Origin of the sequence: Pseudoalteromonas luteoviolacea (assembly GCF_001696455.1) — a bacterium.
Lineage (GTDB): Bacteria > Pseudomonadota > Gammaproteobacteria > Enterobacterales > Alteromonadaceae > Pseudoalteromonas > Pseudoalteromonas luteoviolacea_C.
On record NZ_MAUJ01000017.1, the window covers coordinates 10516 to 36808 of the forward strand.

A 26293-nucleotide genomic window follows, 5' to 3' on the forward strand; every position below is an offset into this window, starting at 1 on the left:
GTATTAGAAAGAAGCTCTTGGCGGTTGTTTTTTAATCAGTGGCGCATTGACGTGTTTAATTTCTATGTTAGGTTTATTTAACAAATGTTAATCACAATTAATGTAAAGGTTGGTGATAAGATGAAAATGAGAAATCATATTAAAAATGTGCTCAAGTTAAGCACACTGGCAATTGCGATAAGTACAACATATTCCCATGCGTATGATTGTACGGGCCTAACCGAGTGGCAACCTGGTGGTACTTACGTTGCTGGCAATAAAGTAAAACAGACAAACGTAGCTTATGAGGCAAAATGGTGGAACCGTACCGAACCAGCATCGCACTCAGGCCCACATCAAGAATGGAAGAAACTCGGTGACTGCGCGGGTTCTGGCACAAATACTCCTCCTACGATCAGTCAGTTATCGCCTTGGGACGGTTCTCAATTTGACCAAAATGACAGCGTTGCCATTAGTGCAAAAGCAGTTGACGTTGACGGAAACGTAAGCAAAGTGGAGTTTTATATTGACAATACGTTGATCGCGACAGATACAACAGGTGCTGCAGACATGTTCGACGCTGTATGGACAGCGGGTCAGCCTGGTGTATATCAGCTAAGTGCAAAAGCGTATGATGACAAAAATGAAGCATCGCAAACGATCACTAATTCAATAACGGTTAGAACTGGCACACCAGTAAACGAAGCTCCGACGGCTACTCTTGATATAAAGTCAAAACCTGTAGAACTCGTTGTTGGTAGTAATGTTGTGTTTTCACTTTCTGGCAGCGATACCGACGGTACAGTCAAAAAGTTAAGCTTTGCAGTGAACGGCGTCGAGCTTGTATCAACAAACGGTACTCCTACTGACCATACTTGGGTTGCACAAGCGGATGGTAATTACACGTTCACTTTGACAGCAACAGATGATAAGAATGCGTCTACAAGCGTCAGCACTCAACTTCGAGTAGGCGCACAAGTACCTGGAGACAGGGACGCCTGTAAACCTGCTGGTTTATACCAAACTCCAGGTGTGAACACGCCTTACTGTACCATTTATGATGCAAATGGTCGTGAGGAAATGGGCGCTGATCATCCTAGAAGGGTCATTGGTTACTTCACCAGTTGGAGAAATGGTTCTAACGGCCAGCCTTCATACTTAGTCAACGACATTCCTTGGGACAAAATCACCCACATTAATTATGCTTTTGCACATGTCGATGCAGGAAACAAGGTTTCAATTGGCGATCCAAACGCTGCTGGCAATCCAGCAACCAATATGGAATGGCCTGGTGTAGCTGGTGCAGAATTAGACCCTACACTACCGTACAAAGGGCACTTCAACCTTCTTAACAAGTACAAAAAGCAACACCCTGACGTGAAGACGCTGATCAGTGTCGGTGGCTGGGCTGAAACTGGTGGATTCTTTGGACCAGATGGTAAACGCGTAAACAGCGGTGGTTTCTACACAATGACTACAAATGCTGATGGTTCAATTAACAATGCGGGCATTGAAACATTCGTCGCGAGCTCTGTTGATTTCATCAGAAAATATGGCTTTGATGGTGTAGATATCGATTACGAATACCCGTCTTCAATGAAAGACTCTGGTCACCCTGACGACTTCCCAATTTCTAACGCCAGAAGAGCGGGTTTGAACGCGTCTTATCAAGTACTTATGAAGCGTCTTCGTGAAGAACTTGATAAGGCAGGTCAACAGGATGGTCAACACTATATGTTAACTATCGCATCACCATCTTCGGGATACTTGTTACGTGGTATGGAAACCTTTCAGGTAACGCAATACCTCGACTATGTAAATATTATGTCTTATGACTTACACGGAGCATGGAATTCGCATGTAGGTCACAATGCTGCATTGTACGACACTGGTGAAGATTCCGAGTTGAAAGCATGGAATGTATACGGCACTAAAGAGTTTGAAGGTATCGGCTACTTAAACACAGATTGGGCCGTGAAATACTTCCAAGGTGGCTTATCAGCAGGGCGCATTAATATTGGTATTCCATATTACACCCGCGGATTTAGAGATGTTCAAGGCGGAACCAACGGTCTTTGGGGTCAAGCACCGCTTCCTAACCAAGCAGATTGCCCTCCGGGAACAGGGTCTGGTGAGAAAAACAAATGTGGTAATGGCGCAGTTGGCATAGACAACTTGTGGCATGACAAAAATGATGTTGGCTTAGAAGTACCAGCGGGGTCAAACCCACTTTGGCACGCGAAGAACCTACAAAATGGTACGGTTCCAAGCTACCTAGCAGCGTATGGTCTTACACCAGACACAGATCCAGATGACCAACTAACTGGAACTTACGCAAGAAATTACGATGCAGTCGCGGTTGCACCGTGGTTATGGAATGCGCAAAAGAATGTATTTATCTCAATCGAAGATGAAGAGTCAATGGGCACCAAAGTTGATTATGTAATCAACAAAGGACTCGGCGGTATCATGTTCTGGGAGCTTGCCGGTGACTTTGATTATGATGCAGTGAAAGGCGAGTACTTCATGGGTTCAAGCATGACGACGCTGGCATATAATAAGTTCAAGCAATCTGGCGCACAGTACGATATTCATCGTGGTGATGTTGCATTCCAAGTACCTACTGAGCAAGTTGACGTAACCTTTGATGCGAAAAGCTTCCCTGTAGGCGATGACAATTATCCAATTGCACCAACATTTGCGTTCACCAACAATTCAAACATTGATTTATCTGGCGCTAAGATTTCTTTTGATGTCCCAGTTTCTACATCAGCGATTTTCAAATCGAACTGGAACGCTCAAGAAAAATTAGGCATGGCTGTAGATGTAAACAATTCAAATGCGGCGGGCAATAATATCGGCGGATTTGATAACGATTTCCATAGATTCTCAATCACGCTTAAAAATGAGTGGGGCAATACACCTAAATCATTTGCTCCGGGCGAGACTGTAAATGCGCAGGTCATGTACTACATGCCAGTAACTGGACCGGTTAACTTTACGGCTGAGAAAGATGGTAAACGCTACGCATTCAAGTTTGAGTATCCAACATTACCAGCAGCAACACCAGGTGACGGTAATGGAGGTCCAATTACTCATTGTGAAGGTACCCCTATTGCAGACATTGCAGTTTATCCGACTTTCCCTAGAGGCACACATGCCGGAGCTGGAGACTTAATCATCGACGGTAAAGGTGTTTATAAAGCTAAGTGGTGGAGTAATAAACAACCATCTACGAGTGCTGATTACCAAAAAGTTTGTAGTTTATAAAACGTAAGTTAAGTGGAGGCTCCCCCCTCCACTTATTTCTGACAAGCAAGTAGTAATAATTTAATAAAGCGAAAATGCCACAAGAGGTGAGCGCGATGAACGTATTCCAAGGAAAATATTTAACAGCTCTATCCATAGCATGTAGCGCATATGTTGCGACTTACACGCCTAGTGCAAATGCCCACGGCTTTATGGACTTTCCTAAAGCTAGACAATCAATTTGTGAAGCTCAGGGAGGTTATTGGTGGCCAGATGATGGTTCTAATATTCCTAACTTAGCATGTAGAGCTGCATTTTTAGAGTCTGGATATGTTCAATTTGTGCAAGAACATGAATTCGCGTCGCTTATTGCAGATTATAATAATCAAGCCGCAGTTGAAGCGGCTGTGCCCAACGGTACACTTTGTGCCGCGGGGTCAAACGAAAAAAGAGGGATGAACCTACCTCATACTGAATGGCAAACAACAGACGTAAAGCCAAGTGCAAACGGTGATCTGGCTATAAGATTCAGAGCAACGACCCCTCACAATCCAAGTTTTTGGAAGTTCTATTTAACGAAGCCCGCATTCAATGCTTCGACAGATGTCTTGAATTGGACAGACCTAGACTTAATTACAGAAGTGGGCAATGTCAATTTTGTAACAGATCCAGATGGTAAAAAATTCTACGAAATGACAGTTAACATTCCCCAAGATCGCAGTGGTAGGGCAATTCTATACACGCGATGGCAGCGAAACGATGTAGCTGGGGAAGGGTTTTATAACTGCTCTGATATCAACATCGTGACAGATTCAAAACCTGTTGACTGGTTCTCTGCGGGTTACTTTGTAAAACAAGGTCAAAATGCCCAAGTGACCGATACCGTTTGGGCCCGTGTTTTTGATGCCAATGGGCAAGAAATAATAAAGCAGTCTCTTAAAGTAACAGAGGCGAACGTCAATAGCTGGCAAACCGAGCTTGCAAAGGTACTAAACACAAACTTTGCAGCTGACGTTCAAGTGGGCGTAAAAGACAGCGCTGGTAATATTACTTTTGACGAGGTGAACTTGTTGAGTAATCAGGTATTTGTTACTAGCGCATCTAACACTTACAACTTAACGATTCAGGTTCAGCAGCCGAATACACCACCTACTGTTCACAAGCCTGATCCAATTGTAATGGACGAAGTTTCGCAAGTACAGCTGCATGTACATGCCTTTGATGATTACACCATGGATTTAACATATAACTGGGACGTTCCGGCAGGCCTTACTTACACGGGTTCGGGAGCAACGATCACACTGACAGCAGGGACCGTAAACAAAGATACGGTGTATACAGTTGGCGTTACTGTTTCAGACGGTACTTTATCTAGTAATACAACTGCCGAGATTACAGTAAAGGATATTCCCAATACACCTGCGCCGTGGAAAGCAAATGCAACTTATGTTGGTGGCGATCGAGTAAGTCACAATGGCAAAGTATACGAAGCTAAGTGGTGGAACAGAGGCGAAGAGCCAGGAACTACTCAAGTTTGGAAAGAAATTAAATAAGATGTAAAGGTCACTCCAATACGTTGGGGTTTGGATATAACATGTAAAATAAGGTTGAGATAGTAATGAAAATTAATAATTTAACAGCAGCTATAGGAATAGCGTTGATGTCGACAGGTGCTATCGCTGCACCTTCTGCTCCACAAATTAGCTGGGAACCACAGACATACTCATTTGTTGATGTAAATCTTGATGGTAACGGTTCTTACAAGCAGATTGTCAAGGCGAAAGACGTAGTTACTGTAAACATTAAGTGGAACTCATGGAGCGGTACTGGTGGAGATAGTTACAAAGTCTACTTTGACAATCAGGTAGTTGACCAAGGCGCACTGGCCGCTGGTACAAAAAGTGGCACAGTCAGTTTCCCTTACACAAAATCAGGTCGCCACACGCTTTATCTTGAGCTTTGTGATGCTACAGGCTGTGCAAAAAGTGCGGGTAAACCAATTGTAATCGCAGATACAGATGGCGGTCACTTACAGCCATTAACGATGGATGTTGACCCTAACAACAAAAATAACGGTACTATTCCAGAAATGGTTACTGGTGCTTATTTTGTAGAGTGGGGTATTTACGGCAGAGATTTTGACGTATCAAATATTCCAGCACACAACCTATCGCACCTTTTATACGGTTTCATCCCAATTTGTGGCGCTAACGAGTCATTGAAAGAGATCGAAAACGGCAATAGCTGGAGAGCTCTACAAAAAGCGTGTGCAGATTCACAAGATTATGAAGTTGTCATTCACGACCCTTGGGCTGCAGTACAAAAAACCCTACCAGGTACTGACAATAACGACCCAATCCGTGGTACTTACGCTCAGTTAATGGCACTAAAACAACGTTATCCTGACCTAAAAATCTTACCTTCAGTTGGCGGCTGGACATTATCAGACCCTTTCCATGGGTTCACAACTAAAGCAAACCGAGACACTTTTGTTGCTTCTATGAAGCAATTTTTAAAGACTTGGAAGTTCTATGACGGTGTTGACATTGACTGGGAATTCCCTGGCGGGGACGGTCCAAACCCTAACCTTGGCGACCCTGTAAACGATGGCCCGGCATACATTGCGTTAATGCAAGAATTAAGAGCTATGCTTGATGAGTTAGAGCTAGAAACAGGCCGCAAATATGAACTGACTTCAGCGATTGGTTCTGGTTATGACAAAATTGAAGATGTTGATTATCAAGTTGCTCAGCAATATATGGATTACATCTTTGCGATGACTTACGATTTTTACGGTGGTTGGAACAATGTTACAGGTCACCAAACGGGTATCTACTGTGGCTCACACCTAAGTCAAGGCGAGTGTGACGGTACTGGCTTAGATGATAACGGCGAGCCGCGCAAAGGCCCAGCATACACGCTAGACAATGCAGTCAAAGCACTACTTGCACAAGGTGTAGACTCTAAGAAGCTTGTTGTCGGTGCAGCTATGTACGGACGTGGTTGGGAAGGTGTGTTTGATTCAAACACGACTATTCCTGGCAACCCAGTTACAGCACCGGGTAACGGAAAATATGCAGGTTCTACAAGTGAAGGCGTGTGGGAACCAGGCATCATGGATTACAAAGCCATTGCGAAAAACTTAGTTGGTGGTAGTGGTACTGGTATAAATGGTTTTACAGCGGGATATGATGATCAAGCAGAAGCTGCTTGGGTGTGGAACCCGACTAGCGGCAAGATGTTGACCTATGATAGCCCACGCTCAGTTTACGCTAAAGGGCAATATGTTAACCTGCACAACTTAGGTGGTTTATTTGCTTGGGAAATCGATGCTGATAACGGCGATATCCTCAATGCTATGTATGATGGTCTAACTGGCGGAGTACCAACAAACAGACCGCCTGTCGTATCGGTTGATGCGAACCTGACACTGAATTCAGGTCAATCTGCGAACCTAACTGCAACTGCAAATGACCCGGAAGGTTCAGCTGTTACATATGCTTGGACAGCGCAAGGTCTTACTCTAACGGGCGCAAATACAGCAACGGTTGGGATTACTGCACCGAATGTTACGACTGATACGACTTTCACTTTAAAGATAGCTGTGACGGACGATAAAAATGCAACAACAGAAAAAACGGTCGCTGTGCTTGTAAAAGCTGAAGTTCCGGCCGGTGCACCTGTTGTTTCACCTATCGCTAACGCCACAGTCGAAGAAAACAAATCAGTAAATGTAACAGTGGTTGCAACTGACCCAAATAATGACCCGCTTACGTATACTTGGAACGCGCCAGCTGGACTGACAGTATCTGGAACGGGTTCTAGTGTTTCCATTGCTGCTGGTGAAGTTAGCCAAGACACGACTTACACGGTAACGGTTGATGTATCGGACGGCACGTATACAACTTCAGCTTCATTTGACGTAACTGTCACTGATGCGGCGTCTAGCGTAGCACCTTGGGATCCAGGTAAGGTTTACGTTGGCGGTGACCTAGCTTCACACAACGGTAAAGTGTATCGCGCAAAATGGTGGACAAGAGGCGAAGAACCAGGCAAAGCGATGGTTTGGCAAGCTCTTTAAGTCATTATGGGTTGATATTCAGAATGCCTTTTCTGAATTGACAGAAGGACAGGCCAACCCTCAATAAAAAACAAAGGTGCACCGCACCTTTGTTTTTTTCTTCAAATATTTCATACTATGTAAATGTCTGACAAACGTATACAAATGTGAAGCGCCTTTTATTACTCATAGCCTTTATTTCATTTTATTGCTCGTCCAACGAACGGTGCTTATCTGAAAAGAAGATAGGTATTGGAAGTAGCTGGCCTCCATATGTAATGTATAAAGGCGATACTCCCTTCGGTCTAGACATTGAAATCACCAAACTTGTTTTCAACAAAGCCAATGTATGTTTTAAGTTTATAAGACTGCCCACGTCAGCAAGGGGGTTAGCTGAGTTGTATAAAGGCTTCGTTGATGTATTGCCTTCGGCGAGTTTCAATATCGACAGAGCAAATAACGCGCACTTTACCGTACCCTACAGGCGCGAAAGAATGAGACTGTTTACTCGGCTAGATTTACCGCCAGTTAAAAGCCTTACAGAACTCTTTGCGGAAGAATACACTTTTGTCACAAACCCTGGGGCATATTACGGCGAGGAACTTAAACAAATTCTGCAAATTAGTTGGTATCAACAACGGCTAGTCGAGGTCGCCAGTGTGTCAAGACGTATTGAGTTGGTAAATAAAAAACGCATAGATTTTTTAATTGAAGACGAATATACAGGGTACTATTATATCAACAGGTTAGGGTATGATCGGTTAAGGTTACACTCATATATCGTAAACGATAATGCTATCCACTTTATGCTAAGCAGGCTAACTTTTAAAAATGAAGAAATAGCAGCAATCAACGATGCGATAGCGCAATTGCAACCTGATATTCAAGCAATTTTAGAAAGAAGACCTGCCTCTACACCAACAAAGTAAAGCTTGGAGAACAACTTGATTAAATTATTGATACCGTTGGTCATACTTTCCGGGGTTGCCAATGCAAAAATAGAAAAACCTTTCACTATAGACAATACTCAGATTTACACGGATACATCGTTGTTTTATAGCGATGAAAATATTAGACCTCAAAATAGTGATTTTAAAGTCAAAAGCGCGATTACCATGTCGAATGAAGATGGCCAGAGAGCGGTACTACTTAGTATAGAAAACCTTGCCTCAGGTAGACGAATTCTTGAGCCACATCACCTAATGGCGACTTACGCAGATGGTAGCGCAAAAGTACTGAGCAGCTTGCCGAAGAAATTGTCGTTTAAAGGCGGCGAGACTATAAATATCACTGTCAGTTTGGGCAACAACCTCTACCCGGTCATCTCTTTAGTAACTAGCAATAATCTACGATAATAATTATGAACCCTTACATTCAATCTCTTTATACTCTCAGCGGTAAGTCAGAACGCATCATTTTAGGATTAATGAGTGGTACATCATTGGATGGCCTAGATTTAGCTCTTTGCAAAATATCTGGTAATGGCGCGAATACTCAATGTGAAGTACTGGCCTTTTCGACTGTTGATTATGATCAATCAACAAAAAACACAATATTAGAAGTATTCGCTAAAAAAACCGTCGACCTCCAGTTTTTAACACTTTTGAACCCTTGGATAGGGGAGCTACATGCAAAAATCATCAATGAACAACTGGAACAATGGGGTATAGACAGTAAAGAGATAGACCTGATCGCAAGTCATGGACAGACGATTTATCACAGCCCAAAGCATTTTCATGATTATTCAGAATTTAATAATGCTACCTTGCAACTAGGTGATGGTGATCATATCGCGGTCAATACAGGCATTATCACAATATCGGACTTTAGACAGAAGCATATTGCAGCCGGCTATGAAGGTGCGCCGCTGGCTCAATACGGCGACTATTGTGTATTCGGTAGTGCGGATTCAAATACCGTGCTTTTAAATATCGGTGGTATAGCTAACTTTACATATATTAAAACAGGCGCGTCACTTGATGATCTAGTCTGTTCCGATATTGGCCCTGGTAATACAATTATGGACCAATTCGTTAAAACGCACTTTAATGAAGACTATGACCGAGATGGACTGATAGCGGCGTCTGGTCAAGTAAATAAGCAATTATTAAATTCCCTGACTAGTTCTGACTTTATTAATCAACCGATGCCAAAAACTACAGGGCCCGAACTTTTTAATCTTGAATTTTTAGAAAACTGTTTGAAGTCTGCCAACGTCACTGATGTCAGTAAACCTGACATAATAGCAACGCTGAATATGTTTACCGCACAAACTATAGCAGACCATATAAAAGCGCTTAAAACTACGGGTAATATTGACGTATTAGTCAGTGGAGGAGGAGCACATAATAGAGTTTTGATGAAAAACCTTGAACGACTGCTTAGTGAAAATGTGCGAGTCGAGAAGCTGAATTTCAATGGCATCAATGCGGATTCGAAAGAGGCGGTATTGTTTGCAATATTGGCAAACGAATGTGTATGTGCGGATAACGATAGCGCAAACCAAGACAATTTAACGCTTGGGAAAATAAGCCTTCCTCTTTGATGTTAGGCCATTAATAAGTCGCTTTTCCACTCCCTTAGCTTGGACAAGATTGTTTTGACTGGGCTATTTTCTTTATAAGAAACCTTTTCATTCGAATCCAAATCTAAAATAGGGTGCTCTAGTTCAACTTGCGCATCCACAACATTTTTCACACCGCCGGTTAGCCCTGTCAAACTTAGTTGAGTCATGTACATTCCAGCGTCGCCATGACCTTGAAGTATTAATTCAATACATCCGGCATTTATATCAGACTCCTTCAAAGTGTAACTCCCACTAAAGCTCACGTCCCTTTGAAGTTCGTGAGTCGCAGTAGCTTGAATGATATTACCCACAGCTGCATCGTTAGGTAACAAGCAATCGATCACCAGTTCGGTCCCTTGCGTATCAAACTTGATTTCATCTATTGCTGAAGCACTACCGGTCGGGAACATTGGGTCACAATGCGTATAGAGTTCAAATTGAATTGTTCTAGAAGTTGCCATGGTTAAAAACTAAATTTATTGAATCAGTATTAGTGTGCACAATTTTCATTGCAGATATATGAACAAACCCCAGATAACAGGATTATGTTATCTGGGGTAAAATGGAAATATTATATCTTAGCGAACTGCTAGCATAATAAGACCAGGCACGACGAAGAATGAACCCAATACATATCCAAACGCCGCTGTTTTATTTCGAGCACCTACTTCAGCTAGCTTCTCTGCACACTTGATTGGAATCTCACGTAGAAGAGGTAGTCCGTAAATAAGGCCAACAGCAAATACGTTAAACATTACGTGTACAAGTGCAACAGTCAGAGCTACTTCGCCAGCAGGGCCTGTAATTGATGTAGCTGCAAGCAACGCCGTAATGGTAGTACCAATGTTAGCACCGAGTGTGAACGGATAGATTTGACGAGTTGTGAATACGCCACTACCAGCCAAAGGAATCATTAAACTAGTTGTTGTAGATGATGATTGAACCATTACTGTTACTACTGCACCTGAACTGATGCCGGCAACTGGGCCACGTCCGATTGCACCGTGTAAAAGGTCTTTAGCTTTACCTACAAGAGCCTGCTTAAGTAGCTTACCAAGTGTTGTAACTGCAAATAGAATCATCGCAATACCGATTACAACCATTGCTACACCAGCAGCCGTGCCTTCCAAGAAACTTACGCCATCTTTCACGATACCTACAGCAGGCTTAACGAGTGGTTTAACGAAGTTGTAGCTCTTAAGAGATAGGTCAGCATCACCAACAAATAAGTGCGCTAAACTTGCTGAGAATTTTTCGAGTAAACCGAACATAATTTCCAACGGTAGGAAAATTGCGACAGCAAACAAATTAAAGAAGTCATGTACCGTTGAGGCGGCAAATGCTCTTTGGAATTCTTCTTTAGAACGAATGTGCCCAATTGATACAAGCGTATTTGTAATTGTGGTGCCGATATTTGCACCCATTATCATAGGTATTGCGATTTGCAGTGGTAGACCACCTGCAACTAAACCAACAATAACAGATGTAACAGTAGAAGAAGACTGTACAAGTGCAGTAGCTAATGCACCTAATAGAAGCGCTACAAAAGGGTTAGTAGCAAAAGCGAAGATTTCTTTAGCTCCTTCGGAGCCGCCTGACGCAAGTTTAAAACCACCGCTTACTGTACCAACGGCTACAAGTACCAAATAGACTAGAAATGCAATTGCACCCCAGGTTAGTAACTTTGATGGAAATGACTTTTCGCTGTATTCACTCATTGATTTATCTCGTTGTGTCATGCCTATAAAGATTGTGGCATTTTGATGACGTTTTTATTTCAGGGCGCATTTAACCAGAGAAATATGACAGAAATATTTCAGTTCGAATATTCACACCAATCAACGCAATATAAAGAGAGCACCATAGTGTACTGCAAGTGTTCGTTTTTGATTGTATGTTAACCACCCCCTTGTTTCTAATGAAGTTTTTATTAACTCCCTTCTGTTACAATCCTTTACAATACAAGCGTTAGTAAACGACAATCATTCTCAACCTCCATATTCTCTACATGATTCAAAGCTAAAATTGGGAAAAAATATAAAAGAGAGCGAGTAATGCGTAGTTTGTTACTGATACTGATCGGTTTTGTCCTCATGCCTGCTATCGCAGATGTCCTCCCGAATGTAGAACCAACCAGTGTCAACAAAGATACGCAGGTCGTCCAAATAAACAAATCAGCACGCTTTTACTTTGATTACGATGATGAATTTCATAGCGCATTTGATTTTGATGCGTTCGCGCAACAATTTAGGCCGCTTAATGACCTAAACAAAAAGCCTCAAAAAGAAATATATTCGAAATGGGCGTACTTTAAAGTCGAAAGAGACACTGAAATCAGTGACTGGATCCTGTCATTTGGTTTCCCAAGACTTGCTAAGGTATCCGTTTATCAAAAAATGCCTTATGGATGGTTGGATGTCATTAATCTCACAGAATCGGATCCGTTTAGCAAAAGACCAATACAAGATCCTCAATTTTATATACCATTAAAACTTCAGCCTGGTGAAAACACATTCCTCGTAGAGTACCAAACATTCGCCAATGCGCCTGCAAATATCCGGTTGCACTCCCAAGAGAACTTCCTAGCCGAATCCCATAAAAGCTTGATAACCAATGCCAGTTTAGCTGGTGTTATAGCTGCAATTTTACTAATAGTGCTAGTCAATTTATTCTTTAACAGGAACAGTACCAATGTCTATTATGCCACTTGGACAATGCTATTTTTCATGATAGTGATAGACACTGCCGGATTCACCTTTCAGTACTTTTGGCCACACCATAATAAGTTTTCCGGTCAGTTTTCTATTTTCTTAATGGCGACAGTCCCACTGTTTCACTTGTTGTTTGTAAGAGGATTTTTACAGCTTAAGCATTATCACCCTGTTCTGAACAAAATCTACTGCACCTTTATTTGCATATACGCTGCGCTGATCCCAATCGCTCTGTTTATCAATAGCGTCTACTTTAACTTGTTGCTGAGTACATTGGTCATACCAGTATTTATCTATACCTGTGTCTGGAGTATTAAACAAAAAGGGCCAGGAATGAGAACATTTACGTTCAGCTTGATCAATCACCTGTTATTTTTAAATGTCTTTACAATTGTTGGTGCAAGCTATGGCAATTTTATAGATGTGTTCGATATTACTTCGTTCATTAAAATAGGTTACTTAATTGAGGTGTTATTGTTTACCGTTGCGTTAGCACTTCAGCATAAGTCTTTGCAATCAAGATTACTTAACCAGCTCCAGCATCAAGTACACGCGCTCAATCAAACCGTTAATACTAAACACAAAGAAGCGAATGACAAAGAAGTTCAATTAAAGGCGAAAGAAGAAAAGCTCTTCACGGATCTTTCTCATGAATTAAGAACTCCGCTTACTGTCATGAAGATTCAGGTAGAATCATTGCAATACAACATTGTCGATAATGTGCAAGATTCTTACAATAAGCTCATGACTAAAATCGATGAGCTAAACTCTTTTATTGACCAACTTATGTTGGTCACTGATGATAAAGATATTGCAGCCTTATTAAATAAAGAAACCCTCAACGCAAAAGTATTTATTAATGAGGTTTTCCAAACGTGTATACAAGAAGGTGACCCCAAAAAGTCAAAGTTTAGTGTTTCAAATTCCGTAGATCATCGACTTTCAATCAACGTTGACAAGCAAACCATGGAAAACGCCATTCTAGAGGTAGTTAAAAACGCACTCAGGTTCGGTGGAGAAGATGTAGAAATATCATTAACGACGCTACAAGAAGACCATAACCTCATCATAAAAATAGAAGACTCAGGTATGCCTTTGTCATACGAAGCACATCAACAGTTATTTCAGCCTCTGTTTAGGGACGAAGTTTCAAGAAGTGCGATGCTCGGCGGCAAGGGAATGGGGCTAGCTGTCTGCAAAAAGATCATCGAATCTCATGAAGGCAAGATTGAATCACATAATAGCTTGCTTGGCGGGTTGTGTATTGAAATCTCCCTGCCCATTGAATCGGTATCGAAACCACAATTAGAAGTAGGTTAAAGATTCATTACTTAATTTTTTGCGCTATAACTTTTGTTAAAGTAGAATTCACCGTTCGAATTTTTGGGCGTTAGATATGAGTAGTGTAGAGTTTTGGGAAGCTAAGTCATTAGAAGAGATGACTACGGCTGAATGGGAATCAATTTGTGATGGCTGCGCGAAATGCTGCTTGCATTCCTTTATTGATTCAGACGAAGAGGAACACTTTGAAAGTACAGATGTATTAAGAGAAGGTGAAGAGCTTTTATATACAGATGTAATATGCCAATACAGTGACATTAGCACGGGCGGATGCACGAGATATAGTGAAAGACAAACATTAGTCCCGAGCTGTGTGCAACTTACCAAAAACAATTTAAAAGACATCTTTTTTATGCCTCAGTCGTGCAGCTATAGACGATTACACGAGGGCAGGGGTCTTGCCTCTTGGCACCCACTACGACACAAAGGCTCAAAACAAACAATGCACGACGCTGGTATTAGTATCAAGGACAAAGTAGTACTTGAGACGCAAGTGGATTTAGAGGTTGAGTTCGAGGACCATATTGTTGAATGGCCTGAATTAGATAAAGACTAACGTGGCATCGGCGAAAGCTACTATCATTGAATTGTTTTCACAACTTTAAAATCAAACGATGAATTAGTTGGCCAAATAAAAAAGTTAGCTATTGGAATAAAGCCCACATTTTTTATGGGCTTCCTATAGTCGGCGAGTCTGCCCGTCACCCCATTTTCTTTTTTGTGCTAAGCGTTATTAAAGCTCTATTTCTGTTAAAACGGTTCTATTTCAAGAGAATTTGATTTTTAGTTTACTCATACTTATCAAAGTAAATAAGTCTTCAAGATCAACAGACCCGCTTAGTAAGTCCACTCGAATAGCCACTGCCTTTTTATACTTCTTAGATGTAATTCTTTTATACTCTTTAGGTATCACTGACAGTTTTGGCGGTCAGGATTTTTTGCACAAAAAAAGTGCTACACTGCAAATCCACAGTAATATAGCACTTTTTGTACGGAATCTTAGCTTTTAGGGACACGTATACGTATCAGCTTGAGCTAAAGCTACCTTCTATTTATTTGTTTTCGTCATCAGGCAATGTTACGTTTAACTCTAATACAGCCAAGTCATCTTCGTTTTGTTCAAACTGAACATTCACAGCATTTGAGTCGACTTTTACGTATTTGCTGATAACTTCCAAGATATCTTGCTTTAATTGTGGCAAATAATCCGGAGTACCTCTTTTCGATCGTTCATGAGCGACTATTATTTGCAATCTTTCTTTTGCTAAAGAGGCACTGCTTTTTTTCTCTGAACGGAAATAATCAAGTAAAGACAAATTAGCCTCCGAATATTCTTTTTAATAAACCTTTCTTCTCGACATTTAAAAATCTAAAGTCGATTATTTCACCTAACAAGCGATCTATTGCATCACTGTAGGCTTGGCCAGCGTCAGATTCAGAGTCCAAGATTACGGGTTGGCCAGAGTTAGAAGCGTTTAACACTGCCGTTGATTCTGGAATTACACCAAGTAAGTCTATCGCTAAAATTTCTTGCACATCTTCTACTGATAGCATTTCGCCTGTAGCGACTCGCTCTGGGTTGTAACGAGTTAGCAAAAGGTGCTCTTTAACAGGCGAGGCACCTTCTTCAGCTCTTTTGGATTTACTTTGTAAAATTCCAAGAATTCTGTCTGAGTCACGAACAGAAGACACTTCTGGGTTTGTTGTAACAATTGCTTCGTCAGCAAAGTACAATGCCATCATCGCGCCTGCTTCAATACCAGCTGGCGAATCGCAAATGATAAAATCGAAATCTTCTTTTAACTCGTTGAGTACTTTTTCTACGCCTTCTCTCGTTAGCGCATCTTTATCTCTTGTTTGAGACGCTGGTAAAATAAACAATTTCTCAACGCGCTTGTCTTTAATAAGCGCCTGATTTAGATTGGCTTCACCATTAATTACATTTACAAAGTCATAGACGACTCTTCTTTCGCAACCCATAATTAAATCTAAGTTACGAAGGCCAATATCAAAATCGATAATGGCTGTTTTATACCCTTTAAGCGCAAGACCCGTACCAAGTGCTGCACTAGATGTAGTTTTACCTACTCCACCTTTACCGGAAGTTACGACAATAATTTTTGCCATTAGATTTATCCTTTGACCAAAGCTGTTAATTCTAAAGATTCGTTCGTTTGAGTAATCTGACACGGATTACCCCAAAATTCCCCTTGAAGGGAATCGCTGATCCAGTAACTGCCGTTTACAGATACTAGCTCAGCTTCTAATTTTTGACAGAAAATACTTGCATTATCATTACCCTGAGCACCTGCAATCGCTCTACCGCGTAATGTTCCATAAATGTGAATATTGCCATCCGCAATAACTTCAGCACCGTGGCTAACAGCACCAATAACTATCAAATCCCGGTCTTTAGCATAAATCTGCTGCCCAGAACGCACTGTACCATTAACTATTTGTGCAGGAACATAAACTTGCTTTTCAACAACTTCTGTCATTGTTTGCGTTTTAACAGCTGGCGCAACGTCTTTTGTGTAGTTAAGCACAGACATGCCTATCGACTTAGCTTTTTCATTGTGCTCTTCGCTACCGTTGCAAATACCAACAGGGTTTAAAGATAGGTCACTCAAGATAGATTTGAGATCAGTCAAAACCAATGGTTCTTCTTGGACCTCTGCAAGATTAATGACGATTGGCGCGCCTTTGAAGAATTTAGGCGCTTGAGATATTTTTTCACTCAGTTGTTCTTTTACAACGTTCAAATCAGCGTTTAATAACTGCAACACCGACAAAGTAAAAAGGTTTCCCTTTAGTTCAAAAGATTGTGTAGACATAAGCGCTCAAATATAACTGCGTACTCTTTATTAAATCTTATTCTGACCCCGTACTGTGTACGTTTGAGAGCAGCAAAACTTTCCAATTATTATATCTGTCATGGTATAGTGCTGCTCTAAGATAAGCAAGAATTTATAGGGTTATAATGCTAAGTGCAGTTTACAAAAGTAGTAAAAAAGCCGATACATACCTTTTTATTGAAAAAAGAGACGATTTCAGCAAAGTTCCAGCGCCTCTCATGAGCACTTTTGGCACCCCAATATATGTAATGTTAGTTGATCTTGCGAAAAGAGAAAAACTCGGGGTAGCAGATTTAGCCTTGGTTAAGGAAAAATTAATCGAACAGGGCTTTTACTTACAGATTCCACCTCCACAAGACAACCTTCTGGATGAATTTAAAAAACTAAATGGAGCAAAGAGTGACTAAGACTTTAAAAGTATTACTTACTTCTCTGTGTTTTTCAGCTTCTGTTAGTGCAACAACACAAGCTGAGTTTGACCTTTACCTCGAAAAATTAAAGGCAGAAGCTTTGCAAAAAGGGTATGAACAATCATTGGTTGATTCAGCCTTCGCGACTGCAAAATTTAAAAAAAAGGTCATCAAAGCAGATAAGACGCAACCTGAGATAGTAGAAACACTGGAAACCTATCTTCCAAAACGCGTACCTGATTGGAAAATTAAACGCGCTAGAAAACTCTACAAAGAAAACAAAGAGCTGTTAGATAAAATTGAATCTGAGTTTGGCGTACAGGGGCGATTTATTATCGCGCTGTGGGGTCTCGAAAGTAGTTTTGGGCGTGTTCAAGGCGGCTACCCAGTAATTAGCTCATTAGTGACATTAGCGTTTGATGGCCGAAGAGAAGCATTATACAAAAGACAGCTTTGGGCAGCATTAGACATCTTACGAGATGGTCATGTCGAGCTAGGCGATTTTAAAGGTTCGTGGGCCGGTGCAATGGGGCAAACCCAATTTATGCCGACGTCGTTTAAGTCATATGCTGTCGATTACAACAAAGATGGCCGAAAAGACATTTGGACGACAAAAGAAGACGCGTTTGCTTCGATAGCGAACTACTTAAAGAGCGTTGGCTGGAATAACAATCTTACTTGGGGTAGACAAGTTAAACTACCTGAGGGATTTTCAGAAAACTACGTTTTAAAGCGTGGCACTCGTAACCACAGCCAGTGGCTAGAGTTCTTTTCTAATTCAGAGCGCTCTCTCGAGGATTGGCAGGCGCTTGGCATTCGTCGAACTGATGGCACTGACTTACCTAAAGTGAATATTACAGCTGCTTTGGTCATGCCAGATGACATCAATGGCCGTATGTATCTCGCCTATGACAATTATAAAGCACTGATGAATTGGAATAGAAGCTACTATTTTGTAACCAGTGTCGGATACCTTTCTGATAGAATTGGCTACCCCAAAATTTAACTACAATTGTGGGAATATAAAAAAGGCAGCTAAACAACGCTGCCTTTTTGGTGGGCTAATGAATGAAACTAGTAATAAGTTAACTCTTGAGTCTTGCCCCAGAAAACGCGGTATGAAAAAACCGTATAACCAATGATTGCAGGCACGACCAATACGACACCATAGAACATAAACGTGAGTGCACTTGGATCAGCTAGAGATTCATAAATCGTTAATTCATTTGGCACGACATAAGGGAAAAAGCTGTAAACGAGGCCAACGAAGCACAAAACGAACACTCCGCAACTTAACGCAAAAGGCTTCCAGCTACCTTCTTTAGCGCCGGCGTTACCCAAGTTAGCAAGCACTCTGTCTTGAAATATAAACAAAGCGATACAAGCAAAAGGGATGGGAAGTAGTAGTACAGACAACTCAGTACCAAACCATTTATTAGCAACAAAATCGTTGATAAGTGGGTTTACTAACGAAACTGTGATAACGCCGATTAATGCAACCAGATTGAAACGTCGACACCAACTTATTGATCGTTGATACACTTCGCCCGACGTTTTCATTACCAACCAAGCCGAACCAATTAACCCGTATGCAGCAACTACACCAACGCCACTTAACATCGCGAACGCGTAGCTTTGCATGCTTGTATCAAAGGACATTACATACAAACCGAGCATAAACCCTTGAGAAAAAGCGGTAATCATACTGCCAATTTTAAAGCTAACATCCCAGGCGTCTCTGTATTTAGTTTTGGCTTTTGCTCTAAAATCAAATGCAACGCCTCTTAATATCAAACCAAGCAACATCAAAGCTACGGGTAAGTATAATGCTTGCAAAATCACCGAGTGGGCTAGAGGAAAAGCGATGAGCGCCAAGCCAACTGCAAGAACTAGCCAAGTTTCATTCGCATCCCAGAAAGGGCCAATGGATGCGATCATGGTATCCGCTTGAGACTTATCATCTGTTGGTAACAAAATACCCACACCGAGATCATAACCATCTAAAATGGCGTAAACGAGCACCGCGAGGGCCATAAGTGCACCATAAAACTGCGCGAGAAAATCAGCACTAAGCATATTGGCCTCCTCTAACATCGTTGTTTAATTCATACTCTTCGACTTCGACGGCTTTATCAGCGGTGTAGAATAACGTCTTAATATAGGCAGCCAGTAACAGCGCATAGACACAGAGGTAGCCAATAAGTGTGTATAAGACGTGCTGGGCGGGTACCTGTGTCACTACCTCATCGATTCGAAGTAACCCCTGAACCATAAATGGCTGTCTACCAATTTCTGTTACATACCAACCGGCTAGCGTGGCTACCCAGCCAGAAAATGTCATTGCTACGAGCAGCTTTAACTGCCACCGAGGTAAGATCTCTTTTCTAAATAATTGGTATCGGGTTATCGCAGCAACCAAAATCATTAACAGCCCCAGGCCAACCATGATTCTGAACCCAAAAAACACGGGCTTAACTGGAGGGTGCGCATTCTCAAATTCGTTTAAGCCCTTTATTTGACCCTCCATGTCATGGGTTAAAATCAGACTCGCTAAATTTGGTATTGCCAGCTCGAAGTGGTTTTCTCTCGTTTCTTCATTTGGTATTGCAAAAAGCAATAACGGCGCGCCTTTTTCGGTTTCCCATACTCCCTCCATTGCGGCGACTTTTTGAGGTTGATGTTCGAAGGTATTTAACCCATGTAAATCACCAACGAAAGCTTGCAGCGGCGTTAAAATTACAGCCACGGTGAGCGCAACTTTAAGCGTGAGTTTTGGCGCATGTTTGTGATCGTCCTTGAGTAATCTATATGCGCTAATACCGGCTACTAAAAACGAAGCAGTAATGCCAGACGCCAATAGCATGTGACTTAAACGATAACCGAATGAGGGATTAAAAATAATTTCTAACCAGTTTTTTGGGTAAAAGACACCATCGATAATTTCATGACCCGTAGGTGTATGCATCCAACTATTTAGGGATAAAATCCAAAACGCCGATATGGTTGTGCCTATTGCCACTACAACGGTAGAAAGGGTGTGTACCCGAGGGCTTACACGCTTCATTCCAAATAACATTACACCCAAAAATGTTGCTTCCATAAAGAAAGCAGTCAGCACTTCATATCCAAGCAACGGTCCAGCAATGTTGCCTACGCGCTCCATAAAGCCCGGCCAATTTGTGCCGAACTGAAACGACATAGTGATTCCACTAACAACGCCAAGCGCGAAGGTGAGGGCAAAAATTTTAACCCAAAACCGATAAGCCCGGAGCCAAACGGGCTGATTTGTTTGAATATATCTGACTTTAAAAAAAACCAAGAACCACGCTAACGCTATGGATATGGTCGGGAAAAGTATATGGAAACTTATATTAGTCGCGAATTGAATTCGCGACAGCAATAAGGTATCAAGCATGACACACCTCTGTTATTTACGACTTTTTCAATAACTTGTCCTTGAGGTCGATCACCTTACTTACTGATGAACCAAGCTTCATCAATGATTGCAATTGTTCAGGTGTCAACCTTTGCAATTCAGCAGACCACTTGGTTACCGTTTCAAGTAGGTCATGTATGGATTGCATTTGCTCCTGAGCGTACTTTTCCTCTGGTGAATTTGCTGAGTCTAAGATCTGATCACGCAGTAATGTAAGAGTAGGGTCAATCTCTCGCTTTCGTCTTTCTTCAAAGACTTTGTTAGCAAGATCCCATATAGTACCGTTAGGAGCATAATATTCTTTTCTATCCCCCGGAACATGATGTACTTTTACAAGTTGCCAGGACTGCAACTCTTTAATACCCATGCTTACGTTTCCGCGAGATATTTTTAATGCTTCTGCAATTTGATTGGCAGTGAGCGGGTGCTCGTTAATTACAAGCAGTCCTACCATTTGCCCAATCGTTCTGTTAAATCCCCAACGACTGCCCATTTCACCGCAATGGAGCACGAAGTTTTCGATCTTTGGTGATAAGTTCATAATTCTAAACGTTCAGTAATTATTGAAAGTTAAATATATAAGGGTATTTGACTCAGATCAACTGAATTTTCAATTTTTTTTGAAAGTTCAGCAAGTCGATTTGTGCTTGTTTGACACAAATGAGTCAGTACCCATTCCCAGACTGTAATCTAGTCGCTTTTACATAATTTGTATATTGTGAAACACACAACTTTTACATGTTTTGGTAAATATTGAAATTTGTGACGGATTAATAAGCAGGTTTGTATCGGATTAGTCATAAACTCAGTGCCGGAACACAACACCTGACAACGAAAGTTTGGAAAACAGATAATTTTACTATTAAGTTCGAATTAACTGAACGAGCACGTTACCAATACTTCAAACCATATGACGTACTCGTCTGCATATTAAAATAAATTGCTTATTTCAATTCAAGATCTCGCTATTTCGACACATAGATTTCCAAAATGCGCTGAAGAGAGTTTTTTAACTTTATATTATCTTTCTGATTTTACTACGCTTATAATTTAATTGAACACTCCCTATATTGAAATCAGTTCTATGAGTTATTTGAAAGACAAACAGTACACCGACATAGCCCAGCTAGGGCATCCAGTATTAAAAACACCTGCTCAGGTTGTTACAGAGATTCAGTCTGATGAATGCCAAGATCTGATATTAAAAATGATGATTACAGTTGAGCAAGCTGGTGGAGTGGGCATTGCCGCGCCACAAATATTTAATAGCAAGCGTATTTTCATAATGTGTTCAAAGCCAAATGCGCGCTACCCAGATGCACCTTTAATGGAGCCGACCGCGATTATTAACCCAGAGATCATTGAAGCAAGTATTGATAAAGAGAAGGGTTGGGAAGGGTGCTTGAGTGTACCGAGCATACGTGGACTGGTGCCTAGGCACAAGCAAATCAAAGTTAAGTACTACGACCAAACAGGTCAAGAACATCACGCCGTATTCACAGATTTTATTGCGCGAGTTTTCCAACATGAATTGGATCATCTAGACGGATTAACGTTTGTAGACCGTGTAGAGTCTGTACAAGACCTGGTAAGTGAGAGCTATTGGTATGCGCATTTTGCACCAAAAGGTTAAGGAGGCTTTTAACTTTCATGCTTTTTCGGCTTATATCCGATGTATATGTAATGTTCTGCTTTGTAACTTTTTATTGCATTAAGCGTTAGTAGCGAGCATCACTTATGGCCCATTAGAGTTTACTAATCATATTGCGTAGCACTGATAGACGTCATAGAATGGCGCTTCAAAATAGGTACACCCATACATAGTTAACACATATGCTCAAAAAATTCTTTCTTATTGCCTTACTTATTCCAGCATTCGCGTATTCCAGTACACCCCAAGACCTAAGCTTTATCGAAGGTAATTGGCGCTGTGTCACTGAATCTGATATTGGTAAGGGGACAACCTTAAAGATGGAATCAGTTGGTACGACTTCACTACAAACTTTGCAATCTTTTTCAAAAGTAACGTATACAATGTATAAGAATCAAAACCCAGCAAAGACGTCTGTAATTTATATTGAAACTTCGGATAATTTTATAATTGAAGACGGGTTAGTTAAAAGTTACAACTACAAAAAACACTCATCTAAATTAATAAAAGATGACTTAAATATGTTTACCCCTGAAACAGTCGAGTGGTTCGCTAAGGGATCCGGTGATAAAGAGTTTGTCTCACGAGTAAAGCAGATTGACGACAATAATTTTATAGCAATACCGGTACCGGATGATGGCACGACTATTCCTTGTAGCAAAGTTAAATAGCCCAAACAAAAGCTGTCTTTTACAAAAAAACACCATACTGTGTGGACGTTATATATAGTTACAATGTCCAATTTCACAATTAAAATATAAAAAGGCTCACCCGGGCGAGTGAGCCTTTGATCGTTGAGATGTAAAGGTTAGGTTATTGATGTTTTCCAACTTCCCAGTTGTTTTTCTGTAATAGGGTTTCGCCAGCGTCAATCGCTCCGGACTCTAGCGTCGTACCCATAGAATCATTCCAACGGTTCAAATAGCCAAATAATGAGATTACACCTAGGATCTCTACCACTTCGCCATCGTCCCAGTGTTTCTTAAGTTCTGCTTGAATATGTTCATCCACGGCATTAGGTACACTCGAAGCTGCTAATGCGAATTCGAACGCTGCTTTCTCTGCGTCGCTAAACACATCGTTTTCTCTGAACTGCCAAATCTGTGCAAGCCTCTCATCCGTGCCTCCATAACGCTGTGCAGCCAAAATAGTGTGCGCTTCACAATAGCGACAACCTGTATTTGCACTGGTGATGTAGCCAATAAAGCGCTTCAACTCTGATGTAACGCGCCCCTTGTTCTCCATAACAGCTTTATTTAGGTTTATAAACGCGCGTGCAATAGCTGGTCGAATCTGCATCGTCAGCACACTGTTAGGACAGAACCCCAATGTTTCGTTGAAAAACTTTGCAAGTTCCGTCACTTCTTGGTCATGATCTTGTGAAAGGGGTGTCACTAAAGGCATAATCAGCTCCTATTGAATTTCATTTTTTGTTGCATATGCAACATAACATAACTTCGGAGAAGTAAATTGTCCAGTGACAATCCGTATAAAAATTCATTAAATAATCGGCTTAAGGCTTTTGAGTTATCCGAATCAGAGCAAAATCAGCTTGCTCTCGACAGCCATATTCCGTTTCAGGTAGCGGTAGTCAGTAACTTATTATCGATTTCTAGAGACCCCATTATTAAAAACTTAACGGATTTGGATACACGAGAATTGAGAATATTGGTCAACATAGGCTCCTATGGACCTATCGCAGCGTCTGATATTGCCTATCAATCGAGACTAGACCCGTATTCAATAACTCGTGCTATTGCTGCACTAGCAAAAAAAGAGTTGGTTGAGTATCAAGAAGGTGCATCCAGAAGCAAGCCCGTTTTACTCACTGCCAATGGACAAGATATTTACAAAAAAGTCATCGAGCACTTGAAAACAAGAGAGGAAAAATTACTCGAGCCGTTTTCACAAGAAGAGCGAAAGTTGTTGGGTGAGTTGCTTCAAAAACTAGAATTGAACGCTGAAGCCTTATTGGCAACAGAAGTAGCCGACTGTCAAAAGCAAGGGCTAGGCGTAACAAGAGATCACAAAGAGATTGAACGATGGTTTAAACGTACGAATAAATAGGTACGTTGCGATTATTAATCTTGTCTTTTTTGATTTACACACTTTTTGCACATTGAATTGTCACTCTTTGATTTAGCATTATCATCGAGGGGCAATACATGAATACGTTCAAAATAGGTTCATATGGTTTATTATTGTGCGTAGCAGCACTAAGCACAGCCGTTTTAGCTAAGCCAGAACATCGGGCAGAGCAAAATGATAGAAAGCGACATAAGCATATTGGTGTGTCACTTCCCACTTTTAGTGAAGCGGATCTAACATTACAACAAATTATTTCTGACCAAAATTTGGTAGAAACCATACCAGATGTAAGTGGATTACCTCATATTTCTGAGCCCATACCGCAGTTGGGTATGAAGCTGTTTTTCGCCAAATCTCTTGGCGGCGAAAAGACGGTCGCGTGTGCAAGCTGTCATCACCCTCGCTTAGGTGGCGCCGATGGTCTTTCATTACCAATTGGGACTAATGCATTAGAGCCAGATGTTGTTGGGCCGCTTAGGGTTGTAAACGGAGAAATTAACATTCCAAGAAACTCCCCCACAATTTTTAATTCAGGGCTTGCCGAATCAAGTTTGTTTTGGGACGGAAGAGTAGAGAAAGTCACCACTACAGATAACCAAGGAAATGAAGTCAGCTTTATCAGTACACCAGACTCAGGCTTTGGTCAGCCAGACGAAAAAGCCAGCTCTGACCTTGTCTCAACACTTTCCCGCTTCCCAGTTACATCAGTAGAAGAAATGCGAGGTTCGGCTTTCCCTAATGCACAAGACAATGAGTCTGTGCGAGAACACCTAGCTGCGAGATTAGGAAACTATGGCTCTGGCATCAATGATCTAGAAAAAAATACATGGTTACAAGAATTTAGAAAGGCGTTTAATAGCCAACAAAGCGCCGAAACATTAATCACCTTTGACAGCATCGCGATGGCACTTGGCCAATATCAATCTTCGGTAAAACTCGTCAACACACCTTGGCATAAATATTTGAAAGGTGATTTAAACGCACTAAGTGAAAATCAAAAAAGAGGTGCCCATCTGTTTTTTACCCAAATTTCAGATGGTGGGGCAGGCTGTGTTAATTGCCATGGTGGAAGCAGATTTAGTAATGACAGGTTCTTTAATCTCGCGTTTCCACAATTTGGTATCGGTTTAGACAATCAAAATGCAGACGTCGGAAGATTCGCAATCGATGGGCAACAACAGCATATGTTCGCTTTTCGAGTGCCCAGTTTGCTAAATATTGAGTTAACCGCTCCCTATGGCCACTCAGGTGCTTACCAATCTCTTGAGGAAGTCGTAGCCCATTATGTAAACCCAGAAAATGCCATAGAAACCTTTTTCGCAAACGGGGGAGCATGTGGGCTCGCTCAATTTAAAGATGACCCTAATTGTGACACGTTAAATGTTAACGCCGTAGAAAACAGTCAAGCGGCACTTGCTTTATTACAACTTTCTCCATTTGTTGCTCCACCACTGGACACAGAGCAGCAATCGGATTTAGTCGCATTCTTAAAATCACTAACCGATGATTGCGCCACTTCTTCAAGGTGTGTTCGTCGATTCGAGCCTGGTCCACGAACCTTCGACCCTGATAATTTAAGGCTACGAGTTCAAAACGCACTTTTAGGACGAATTTAGACACATAGGGAAACAACAAACGATAAATACACCAGTCTATAAGTGAGCTTGATGAATGCGTTAGATTCTCAAGCTCACTAAAATCTGTTTTTTTAACCAACACGAACAATCCACTTTCAATTATTTAAAAGTAGCGACACTAAAACATACGTTAAAGTTTCCCTTGTGCAGTACAAGACCACAAACGATAGCCGTACTATCCGTTAAGTTTAATAAAATAGAGGCTATTGCCACCTATCAACGCGCTTCATACCTTTGGCAAAAGTATCTTGTTAGATAAATAAAAGGGGGCAATGAAATCACATTGCCCCCTTTATTTAGCAATTAGGCC

23 protein-coding genes are annotated in these 26293 nt (G+C 41.3%); 14 read left to right on the forward strand and 9 right to left on the reverse strand.

The window, feature by feature from the left end:
• The first annotated feature begins 120 nt into the window (after positions 1-120).
• From A7985_RS24090 to A7985_RS24115, 6 genes are all read left to right on the forward strand, one after another.
• Positions 121-3249 (forward strand): glycosyl hydrolase family 18 protein, encoded by a 3129-nt coding sequence (locus A7985_RS24090; RefSeq protein WP_256096846.1) that lies wholly within the window; start codon positions 121-123, stop codon positions 3247-3249.
• A gap of 95 nt (positions 3250-3344) precedes the next feature.
• Positions 3345-4781 carry a lytic polysaccharide monooxygenase gene (locus tag A7985_RS27100; protein ID WP_065792988.1) on the forward strand — a complete coding sequence of 479 codons (1437 nt, stop codon included), beginning with the start codon at positions 3345-3347 and terminating at the stop codon, positions 4779-4781.
• 65 nt (positions 4782-4846) lie between these two features.
• Positions 4847-7309, forward strand: coding sequence for a glycosyl hydrolase family 18 protein (locus tag A7985_RS24100; RefSeq protein ID WP_065792952.1), 2463 nt, complete (start codon positions 4847-4849; stop codon positions 7307-7309).
• A 146-nt stretch (positions 7310-7455) separates the two neighbouring features.
• Positions 7456-8217, forward strand: a complete 762-nt coding sequence (locus tag A7985_RS24105; protein ID WP_370671185.1) for a substrate-binding periplasmic protein — start codon at positions 7456-7458, stop codon at positions 8215-8217.
• Positions 8218-8232: 15 nt separating this feature from the next.
• Positions 8233-8643 (forward strand): hypothetical protein, encoded by a 411-nt coding sequence (locus A7985_RS24110; protein WP_065792954.1) that lies wholly within the window; start codon positions 8233-8235, stop codon positions 8641-8643.
• A gap of 5 nt (positions 8644-8648) precedes the next feature.
• The gene (locus tag A7985_RS24115; RefSeq protein WP_065792955.1) at positions 8649-9833 is read left to right on the forward strand and encodes an anhydro-N-acetylmuramic acid kinase; all 1185 of its coding nucleotides are present in this window, start codon (positions 8649-8651) and stop codon (positions 9831-9833) included.
• 2 nt (positions 9834-9835) lie between these two features.
• Here A7985_RS24115 and A7985_RS24120 read toward each other — a convergent pair whose 3' ends face one another.
• Positions 9836-10315 carry a hypothetical protein gene (locus A7985_RS24120; protein ID WP_065792956.1) on the reverse strand — a complete coding sequence of 160 codons (480 nt, stop codon included), beginning with the start codon at positions 10313-10315 and terminating at the stop codon, positions 9836-9838.
• A 117-nt stretch (positions 10316-10432) separates the two neighbouring features.
• Entirely contained in the window at positions 10433-11572 is a 1140-nt protein-coding gene (locus A7985_RS24125; protein ID WP_063370938.1) for a Na/Pi symporter, read from the reverse strand.
• 336 nt (positions 11573-11908) lie between these two features.
• Between A7985_RS24125 and A7985_RS24130 the strand changes: the two genes are divergently transcribed.
• Positions 11909-13885 carry a sensor histidine kinase gene (locus tag A7985_RS24130; protein ID WP_065792957.1) on the forward strand — a complete coding sequence of 659 codons (1977 nt, stop codon included), beginning with the start codon at positions 11909-11911 and terminating at the stop codon, positions 13883-13885.
• 76 nt (positions 13886-13961) lie between these two features.
• Complete coding sequence (locus A7985_RS24135) at positions 13962-14462, forward strand: YcgN family cysteine cluster protein (protein WP_065792958.1); 501 nt, start codon at positions 13962-13964, stop codon at positions 14460-14462.
• A 496-nt stretch (positions 14463-14958) separates the two neighbouring features.
• Here the strand turns inward: A7985_RS24135 and minE are convergent, their stop codons facing one another.
• Genes minE through minC form a run of 3 tightly spaced genes read right to left on the reverse strand, consistent with a single transcriptional unit; the run spans position 14959 to position 16740 of the window.
• Entirely contained in the window at positions 14959-15222 is a 264-nt protein-coding gene (gene minE / locus A7985_RS24140) for a cell division topological specificity factor MinE (protein ID WP_065792959.1), read from the reverse strand.
• 1 nt (position 15223) lies between these two features.
• On the reverse strand, positions 15224-16033 hold the full coding sequence (gene minD / locus A7985_RS24145; RefSeq protein ID WP_065792960.1) for a septum site-determining protein MinD: 810 nt from the start codon (positions 16031-16033) through the stop codon (positions 15224-15226).
• A 5-nt stretch (positions 16034-16038) separates the two neighbouring features.
• On the reverse strand, positions 16039-16740 hold the full coding sequence (minC, locus tag A7985_RS24150) for a septum site-determining protein MinC (protein WP_065792961.1): 702 nt from the start codon (positions 16738-16740) through the stop codon (positions 16039-16041).
• Between the two features lie 146 nt (positions 16741-16886).
• On the opposite strand from minC, the gene A7985_RS24155 reads away from it, so the two are divergent.
• Together A7985_RS24155 and A7985_RS24160 are read left to right on the forward strand one after the other, a co-directional pair.
• A complete protein-coding gene (locus tag A7985_RS24155) occupies positions 16887-17168 on the forward strand; it encodes a YcgL domain-containing protein (RefSeq protein WP_065792962.1) in 282 nt (93 codons plus the stop codon).
• Complete coding sequence (locus tag A7985_RS24160) at positions 17161-18177, forward strand: lytic murein transglycosylase (RefSeq protein WP_065792963.1); 1017 nt, start codon at positions 17161-17163, stop codon at positions 18175-18177. Before A7985_RS24155 ends, A7985_RS24160 begins: the two co-directional genes overlap by 8 nt.
• Positions 18178-18245: 68 nt before the next feature.
• Here A7985_RS24160 and cydB read toward each other — a convergent pair whose 3' ends face one another.
• Genes cydB through A7985_RS24175 form a run of 3 tightly spaced genes read right to left on the reverse strand, consistent with a single transcriptional unit; the run spans position 18246 to position 21148 of the window.
• Positions 18246-19247: a cytochrome d ubiquinol oxidase subunit II gene (cydB, locus tag A7985_RS24165; protein WP_065792964.1), complete on the reverse strand. Its 1002-nt coding sequence runs from the start codon at positions 19245-19247 to the stop codon at positions 18246-18248.
• On the reverse strand, positions 19240-20586 hold the full coding sequence (locus A7985_RS24170; RefSeq protein ID WP_065792965.1) for a cytochrome ubiquinol oxidase subunit I: 1347 nt from the start codon (positions 20584-20586) through the stop codon (positions 19240-19242). The genes cydB and A7985_RS24170 overlap by 8 nt, the downstream gene beginning before the upstream one ends.
• Before the next feature lie 16 nt (positions 20587-20602).
• Complete coding sequence (locus tag A7985_RS24175; protein ID WP_063358218.1) at positions 20603-21148, reverse strand: GbsR/MarR family transcriptional regulator; 546 nt, start codon at positions 21146-21148, stop codon at positions 20603-20605.
• Positions 21149-21691: 543 nt separating this feature from the next.
• On the opposite strand from A7985_RS24175, the gene def reads away from it, so the two are divergent.
• Both def and A7985_RS24185 read left to right on the forward strand, forming a co-directional pair.
• The gene (def, locus tag A7985_RS24180; RefSeq protein ID WP_065792966.1) at positions 21692-22240 is read left to right on the forward strand and encodes a peptide deformylase; all 549 of its coding nucleotides are present in this window, start codon (positions 21692-21694) and stop codon (positions 22238-22240) included.
• Positions 22241-22440: 200 nt separating this feature from the next.
• On the forward strand, positions 22441-22929 hold the full coding sequence (locus tag A7985_RS24185; RefSeq protein ID WP_065792967.1) for a hypothetical protein: 489 nt from the start codon (positions 22441-22443) through the stop codon (positions 22927-22929).
• A gap of 142 nt (positions 22930-23071) precedes the next feature.
• Here the strand turns inward: A7985_RS24185 and A7985_RS24190 are convergent, their stop codons facing one another.
• Positions 23072-23662: a carboxymuconolactone decarboxylase family protein gene (locus tag A7985_RS24190; protein WP_065792968.1), complete on the reverse strand. Its 591-nt coding sequence runs from the start codon at positions 23660-23662 to the stop codon at positions 23072-23074.
• Positions 23663-23728: 66 nt separating this feature from the next.
• Here A7985_RS24190 and A7985_RS24195 point away from each other — a divergent pair, with 66 nt between their 5' ends.
• Together A7985_RS24195 and A7985_RS24200 are read left to right on the forward strand one after the other, a co-directional pair.
• Positions 23729-24325 carry a MarR family winged helix-turn-helix transcriptional regulator gene (locus A7985_RS24195; RefSeq protein ID WP_065792969.1) on the forward strand — a complete coding sequence of 199 codons (597 nt, stop codon included), beginning with the start codon at positions 23729-23731 and terminating at the stop codon, positions 24323-24325.
• Between the two features lie 98 nt (positions 24326-24423).
• A complete protein-coding gene (locus A7985_RS24200) occupies positions 24424-25962 on the forward strand; it encodes a cytochrome-c peroxidase (RefSeq protein WP_065792970.1) in 1539 nt (512 codons plus the stop codon).
• The last annotated feature ends 331 nt before the right edge of the window (positions 25963-26293 follow it).

Coding starts and splice junctions, on each gene's coding strand:
- A7985_RS24090 (WP_256096846.1), top strand. CDS start 121: ATGAAAATGAGAAATCATATTAAAAATGTGCTCAAGTTAAGCACACTG.
- A7985_RS27100 (WP_065792988.1), top strand. CDS start 3,345: ATGAACGTATTCCAAGGAAAATATTTAACAGCTCTATCCATAGCATGT.
- A7985_RS24100 (WP_065792952.1), top strand. CDS start 4,847: ATGAAAATTAATAATTTAACAGCAGCTATAGGAATAGCGTTGATGTCG.
- A7985_RS24115 (WP_065792955.1), top strand. CDS start 8,649: ATGAACCCTTACATTCAATCTCTTTATACTCTCAGCGGTAAGTCAGAA.
- A7985_RS24120 (WP_065792956.1), bottom strand. CDS start 10,315: ATGGCAACTTCTAGAACAATTCAATTTGAACTCTATACGCATTGTGAC.
- A7985_RS24125 (WP_063370938.1), bottom strand. CDS start 11,572: ATGAGTGAATACAGCGAAAAGTCATTTCCATCAAAGTTACTAACCTGG.
- A7985_RS24130 (WP_065792957.1), top strand. CDS start 11,909: ATGCGTAGTTTGTTACTGATACTGATCGGTTTTGTCCTCATGCCTGCT.
- A7985_RS24135 (WP_065792958.1), top strand. CDS start 13,962: ATGAGTAGTGTAGAGTTTTGGGAAGCTAAGTCATTAGAAGAGATGACT.
- minD (WP_065792960.1), bottom strand. CDS start 16,033: ATGGCAAAAATTATTGTCGTAACTTCCGGTAAAGGTGGAGTAGGTAAA.
- minC (WP_065792961.1), bottom strand. CDS start 16,740: ATGTCTACACAATCTTTTGAACTAAAGGGAAACCTTTTTACTTTGTCG.
- A7985_RS24155 (WP_065792962.1), top strand. CDS start 16,887: ATGCTAAGTGCAGTTTACAAAAGTAGTAAAAAAGCCGATACATACCTT.
- cydB (WP_065792964.1), bottom strand. CDS start 19,247: ATGCTTAGTGCTGATTTTCTCGCGCAGTTTTATGGTGCACTTATGGCC.
- A7985_RS24170 (WP_065792965.1), bottom strand. CDS start 20,586: ATGCTTGATACCTTATTGCTGTCGCGAATTCAATTCGCGACTAATATA.
- A7985_RS24175 (WP_063358218.1), bottom strand. CDS start 21,148: ATGAACTTATCACCAAAGATCGAAAACTTCGTGCTCCATTGCGGTGAA.
- def (WP_065792966.1), top strand. CDS start 21,692: ATGAGTTATTTGAAAGACAAACAGTACACCGACATAGCCCAGCTAGGG.
- A7985_RS24185 (WP_065792967.1), top strand. CDS start 22,441: ATGCTCAAAAAATTCTTTCTTATTGCCTTACTTATTCCAGCATTCGCG.
- A7985_RS24190 (WP_065792968.1), bottom strand. CDS start 23,662: ATGCCTTTAGTGACACCCCTTTCACAAGATCATGACCAAGAAGTGACG.
- A7985_RS24200 (WP_065792970.1), top strand. CDS start 24,424: ATGAATACGTTCAAAATAGGTTCATATGGTTTATTATTGTGCGTAGCA.